Below are 5,549 nucleotides of genomic sequence, written 5' to 3' on the forward strand. Positions count from 1 at the left end.
TTGCTGTTCAGCTCGACTTTCGAGCCATCGGCCAGCTCGACCATGCGCGGCGCAGGCTGCGCAGCGTAGTAGCCGACCCGTGACGGCAGGAATCCGGCGGACCAGCCCGCAGACCACACGGCGCCAATCGCCACCAGCACGCCAGCGGCCACGGCGGCGATGCGCTTGCCGCTGCGCGGGCGACGTTGGCTGCGCTGGTTCTGGCTGTGGGTGCGACGCGGGGCCGGGCTGATGACCAGATTCGGCTCGATGCGCGGAGTGGGCGGCAGCAGTTCGGAGAGCTGCCAGATTTCCAGCATCGCCTCGTACTCTTCCCCGTGGCGCGCATCGGCAGCCAGCCATTGCGCGAATTCGGCGCGCTCGGCAGCGCTGCACTCGGCATCGTGCAGACGCGCGCACCAGTGCGCAGCTTCGGCGCTGATGCGGTCATCGTCGAACGGGGCGGGGGAGGTGGTCATCAGGGATCTCGGTAAGGCCGATTGCGGCCGATATCACACTTTCTTTTCGCGTTGATGCGAGTGATTATAAATAAGCCTGACTCGGACTGTCAGCAGGCGCCTGCAACCTCGACTGTTTTTCATAGGATGCCCGACGGGGTGGAAAGCGCGTTCATCCGTTATTACAAGGAACTGGTCCTGTACCTGAATCGTACCCTTGGCGATCGCCAGGCGGCTGCCGATCTCACCCAGGAGACCTTCCTGCGCCTGCTCGACCGCAAGGGCGAGGAGCATATCGAACAACCGCGGGCGTTTCTCTACCGTACAGCGGTGAACCTGAGCATCGACCTGCATCGGCGCGGCCGCGTGCGCCGCACCGAAGAACTCGACAGCCTCGACCGCGAAGGCTGTCTCGACGAGCGTTGCCCGCAGGAACAAGCCAGCCACCAGCAGCAACTGCAGATGCTCCAGCGCGCCCTCGGCGAGTTGCCCGAGGCCTGCCGCCGCGCCTTCGTCCTGCGCAAGGTCGAGGGCTGCAGCCACGTCGAGATTGCGCAAGCCATGGGCATTTCCCGCGACATGGTGGAGAAGCACATCGTCAATGCGATGAAGCATTGCCGGCTGCGCCTCAAGGCCTGGGGCGGGCAGGACTGAAGCCAGTCTTCACGCCGCGCAGGAGCGGACTCCGTCCGCGATCGATTCACCGCCGCTCCGTTCGACCCTTGAGCGGGGCTCGACCTATCGCGGACGGAGTCCGCTCCTACGCTCCCTGGATTTACATACATAGACGCATGGCGAGCGGCGGGATTTAGTCCCACGCGGCCCGCGCGGGTTTTCTGGGAAAGATCCCGCCCTCGATCACTGGTCGTCATTCTGAAATTTTCATGACTTAGTGAGAATCATTCTAAATTTCACCGGGCCTGTCTCGTCTCTCCAGATAACGCGCTATCGACAGCGCAAATCATGGGCGACACGCAGGAGCGAGCGCCGACCGCCGGATGGCGGGGCGCTCCGGGCAGAGCAGTAAGCCGCCGACTCCCGCGTGGTCACGCCCCACGGCCATCGCGATACAGGACATTGGCACCATGACCCAGATGATCACCCCGACCTACGACGTGCTCGGCATCGGTTTCGGCCCCTCCAACCTGGCGCTGGCGATCGCCCTGCAGGAGCAGGCGCGACGCGAGGGTCGCCATTACCACGCGCTGTTCCTCGACAAGCAGGCCGACTACCGCTGGCACGGCAACACCCTGGTGGCGCAGAGCGAGCTGCAGATTTCCTTCCTCAAGGACCTGGTGACCCTGCGCAACCCCACCAGCCCGTACAGCTTCGTCAACTACCTGCACGCCATGGGCCGGCTGATCGATTTCACCAACCTGGGCACCTTCTACCCGTGCCGCATGGAGTACAACGACTACCTGCGCTGGGTCAGCGAGCAGTTTGCCGAGCAGCGCGTCTGCGGCGAGACGGTCAGCCGTGTCGAGCCGGTTCAGGGCCCGGACGGCATCGAACTGGTCAAGGTGCTGTCCACCGACGCCCGTGGCCACGAGCGCTTCCGCCTGGCGCGCAGCGTGGTGGTCAGCACCGGCGGCACGCCGCGCTTCCCCTCGGCCTTCAGCCATCTGCGTGACGATCCGCGCGTCTTCCACCACGCCCGCTACCTGGAATGCATGGCCAAACAGCGCTGCAACCAGAACGAGCCGATGCGCATCGCGGTGATCGGTGGCGGCCAGAGTGCGGCCGAAGCCTTCATCGACCTCAACGACAGCTATCCCTCGGTGCAGGTCGACATGGTCCTGCGCGCGGCGGTGCTCAAGCCGGCCGACGACAGTCCCTTCGTCAACGAGATCTTCGCCCCGCGCTACACCGACCTGGTGTTCAACGAACCCAAGGCCGAGCGCGAGAAGCTGATCCAGGAATTCCACAACACCAACTACTCGGTGGTGGACCTGGACCTGATCGAGCGCATCTACGGCATCTTCTACCGGCAGAAAGTGGCCGGCGTGGATCGCCACGCCTTCCTCTGCCGGCGTAACGTCGAAGCCGCCAAGGCCGACGCCGACGGTATCGAACTGACCCTGCGCGACAGCGCCACCGGTGCGGTGGAAACCCATCGCTACGACGCGGTGATCCTCGCCACCGGCTACGAGCGCAAGTCGCACCGCGAATTGCTCGCTCCGCTGCAGGATTATCTCGGCGACTTCGAGGTCGGCCGTGACTACCGCGTGCTGGCCGACAAGCGCCTGCACGCCGGCATCTATCTGCAGGGCTTCACCCAGGACAGCCACGGCCTGAGCGACACGCTGCTGTCGGTGTTGCCGATGCGTGCCCAGGAAATCGCGGCGTCGATGTTCGAGCACCTGCCGCCCCACGAAACCGCGCAGAAGCCGACGCGCCCCCTGACCGCGGAAAGCGCGTGACCCCCATCGGCCGGAGCTGATTTCCGCGCCGACTAAATTCCTGCCGACCCTGCTCGTCATACGAGCGGGGTCGTTGCATTCACGAAAAGGGAACCCACCATGACGCCCAGTTTCTCCCTGCCGCTGCCCGATGGCCGCATGCTCTCCGCCGACCTCGGTACCCATGGCCTGACCCTGCTGCTGGATGGCCAGCCGCTGTTCACCGCGCAACGCGAAGGCGAGTGCTGGCAACTGAGTACCGTGCCGACCGTGGAAGGGCTGTGGGCGCTGGCCTACTGGACCTTCGCCGGCGATGCGCAGAGCGAGCGCGTGCAGTTCGCGGCGGCCAATGTCCCGGTGCAAGCGTTCGAGCAGGGCCTGGTCAGCCTCGATGAGGTTGGCGGGCGTTTGCAGATCGAGCGTGCCGCCTTCTGGCAACTGCCTGCCGCCTGGCACAAGGGCGCGGCCAGCGCCAACTACCCGCAGGTCTACCGCATGAGCGGCGGCCGCCGCCATCCGTTGCGCGCGCCCAAGCCCCAGGGCGAGGTCTATCGCCGCTTCGACGCCAGGCTGGGCCAGTGGATTTCCCTGCGCACCCTGGACATCGAGCTGGACCTGGAACGCTTCAGCTGCTGGCAGAACAGCCCGCGCGTGCTGGAGTTCTGGCAGGAAGGCGGCACCCTGGAGCAGCACCGCGCCTACCTGGAAAAAGCCGCCGCCGATCCGCACACCACCACCCTGATCGGCTGCATCGACGACGAACCCTTCGCCTACTACGAAGCCTACTGGGCCAAGGAAGACCGCATCGCACCGTTCTATGAAGTGGGCGACTACGACCGCGGCATCCACATGCTGGTCGGCGAGGAAAGCCATCGCGGCCCGCACAAGGTGGAAAGCTGGATGACCGCCCTGGTGCACTACCTGCTGCTGGACGACCCGCGCACCCAGCGCATCGTCGCCGAGCCGCGCGCCGACAACGCGAAGATGATTGGCCACATGCAACGCCTGGGCTTCTGGCGCGAGAAGGAATTCAACTTCCCGCACAAGCGCGCCGCGCTGATGGTGCAGAGCCGGGAAACCTTCTTCGAGCGTTGCGGCCTGTGCTGACAGCGATTCGTCATGTGCCTGAGGGCGGCCGGTGATTGCAGCCCTCGCACCTTTGTATTTCGGCGAGTTCGCCAGCTACCGCGAGGTGCTGGTGACCCGTGACGATCCCCGACCTTCGATCCCCGCGCGTGCGCTGTTGCAGCGGGAGATGCTCGACAGCGTGCTGCGCCGCTTCGACCCGCCCCACGCCGATGGCGACCGCCGCGCGCTGGCTTCGCAGTGGTCCAAGTGGTACCTGGTGCGCCTCATTCCGCCGGTAGCCGCTGCCGCGCTGGTGCTGGGTCGCACGCTGCCGCTGGCGTTCGATGACGTGGAAGTGGTGCTGGATGCCCAGGGCATCCCCGAAGCGTTCAAATTGCCAGGGGAGGGCGGACCTTTTACCGCGCCGCCGGGCGATGCCTTCCAGCGCTTCGCCCATCTGCTGGAAGACCACCTGCAACCCTTCATCCACACCTTCGCCGCCGAGGTGCGCCTGTCACCCAGGGTGCTCTGGAGCAACGCCGGCAACTACTTCGAATGGTTCATCGGCGAGATGGCCAAGCTGCCGCCGCTGGCCCCGCTGCTCGGCCACGGCCGCGAGATGCTGGAGACCGAGCGCCGCCCGGACGGCACGCGTAATCCGCTGTACCAGCCGATCCAGTATGTCGAGGTGCCCTGCGAACAGCGCGCCAACGGCCTGTGGCGGCAACGGCGGACCTGCTGCATCCGTTATCGGCTGGGCACCATCGGCCATTGCGACAACTGTCCACTGATCGACGAGCCGCCGCCGGAGCCAAGCGACCTTTGAGTCCTGCGCCTGCGCAGCCTCTGTTCGCGAGCAAGCTCGCTCCTACAAAGAGCCGCCGGACCCGGGCCCGCTGCGAAATGTGCAGTCGCTGGCAAACACCAACGTAATCCCACCGGTAGGAGCGAGCTTGCTCGCGAACCGCATGGCAGCGGAATCACGGTGGTGCACGGACGTAGGATGGCGTGGAGCGCAGCGATACCCATCAATACCCGTGCACCCGCAGCAGCATGGGTATCGCAAGCTCCACCCATCCTACAAATGTGCTCGCTGGGAACGGAGGCGGTTTGCCCCTATAGGAGCTCAGCGCAGATAGCTGATCGGCGACCCATCCACGGGGTTGTTCAGCACACCCATGGGAATCCCGTAGATATCCTCCAGGGTTTCCCCGCGCATCAGCTCCGCCGGCGTGCCCTGAGCCAGCAGGCGGCCGCCGTGCAGGGCGATCAGGTGGTCGCAGTAGCGCGCCGCCATGTTGATGTCGTGCAGCACCACCAGCACGCCCAGGCCCAGTTCGCGGCTGAGTTCGTGGACGCGGGAGAGCACTTCCACCTGGTGGGCGATGTCCAGCGCCGAAGTCGGTTCGTCCAGCAGCAGGTAGCGGCTGTTCTGCGCCAGTAGCATGGCCAGCCAGACGCGCTGGCGTTCGCCGCCGGAGAGCAGGTCCACCGGGCGATCGGCGAAGGCGAGGGTGTCGGTGAGGTCCAGCGCGCGGTCGATCTGCTGGCGGTCCTCGGCGGTGACGCGGCCCAGCGCGCCGTGCCAGGGGTAGCGGCCGAAGGAGCAACCTGTCCGGTGACATCACCAACATTGCCGGTGACG

The 5,549-nt window shown here is 65.8% G+C and carries 5 protein-coding genes and 1 pseudogene; 4 read left to right on the forward strand and 2 right to left on the reverse strand.

Features of this window, described 5'->3' with window-relative positions:
* The coding region (locus QO207_RS31045; RefSeq protein ID WP_301536081.1) for a DUF4880 domain-containing protein at positions 1-458 on the reverse strand (458 nt) is incomplete at its 3' end.
* 138 nt (positions 459-596) lie between these two features.
* Between QO207_RS31045 and QO207_RS31050 the strand changes: the two genes are divergently transcribed.
* From QO207_RS31050 to fhuF, 4 genes are all read left to right on the forward strand, one after another.
* On the forward strand, positions 597-1,091 hold the full coding sequence (locus QO207_RS31050; protein ID WP_301536082.1) for a sigma-70 family RNA polymerase sigma factor: 495 nt from the start codon (positions 597-599) through the stop codon (positions 1,089-1,091).
* Positions 1,092-1,522: 431 nt separating this feature from the next.
* Positions 1,523-2,857, forward strand: coding sequence for a lysine N(6)-hydroxylase/L-ornithine N(5)-oxygenase family protein (locus tag QO207_RS31055; protein WP_301536083.1), 1,335 nt, complete (start codon positions 1,523-1,525; stop codon positions 2,855-2,857).
* A 99-nt stretch (positions 2,858-2,956) separates the two neighbouring features.
* Complete coding sequence (locus QO207_RS31060; protein WP_301536084.1) at positions 2,957-3,943, forward strand: GNAT family N-acetyltransferase; 987 nt, start codon at positions 2,957-2,959, stop codon at positions 3,941-3,943.
* A 31-nt stretch (positions 3,944-3,974) separates the two neighbouring features.
* Positions 3,975-4,730 (forward strand): siderophore-iron reductase FhuF, encoded by a 756-nt coding sequence (gene fhuF / locus QO207_RS31065; RefSeq protein ID WP_301536085.1) that lies wholly within the window; start codon positions 3,975-3,977, stop codon positions 4,728-4,730.
* Between the two features lie 300 nt (positions 4,731-5,030).
* On the opposite strand, the pseudogene QO207_RS31070 reads toward fhuF, so the two are convergent.
* Positions 5,031-5,507, reverse strand: a pseudogene (locus QO207_RS31070) (ATP-binding cassette domain-containing protein); the annotation flags it as partial.
* Between the last annotated feature and the right edge of the window lie 42 nt (positions 5,508-5,549).

It is taken from the genome of Pseudomonas sp. CAN1 (genome assembly GCF_030462585.1).
Lineage (GTDB): Bacteria > Pseudomonadota > Gammaproteobacteria > Pseudomonadales > Pseudomonadaceae > Pseudomonas.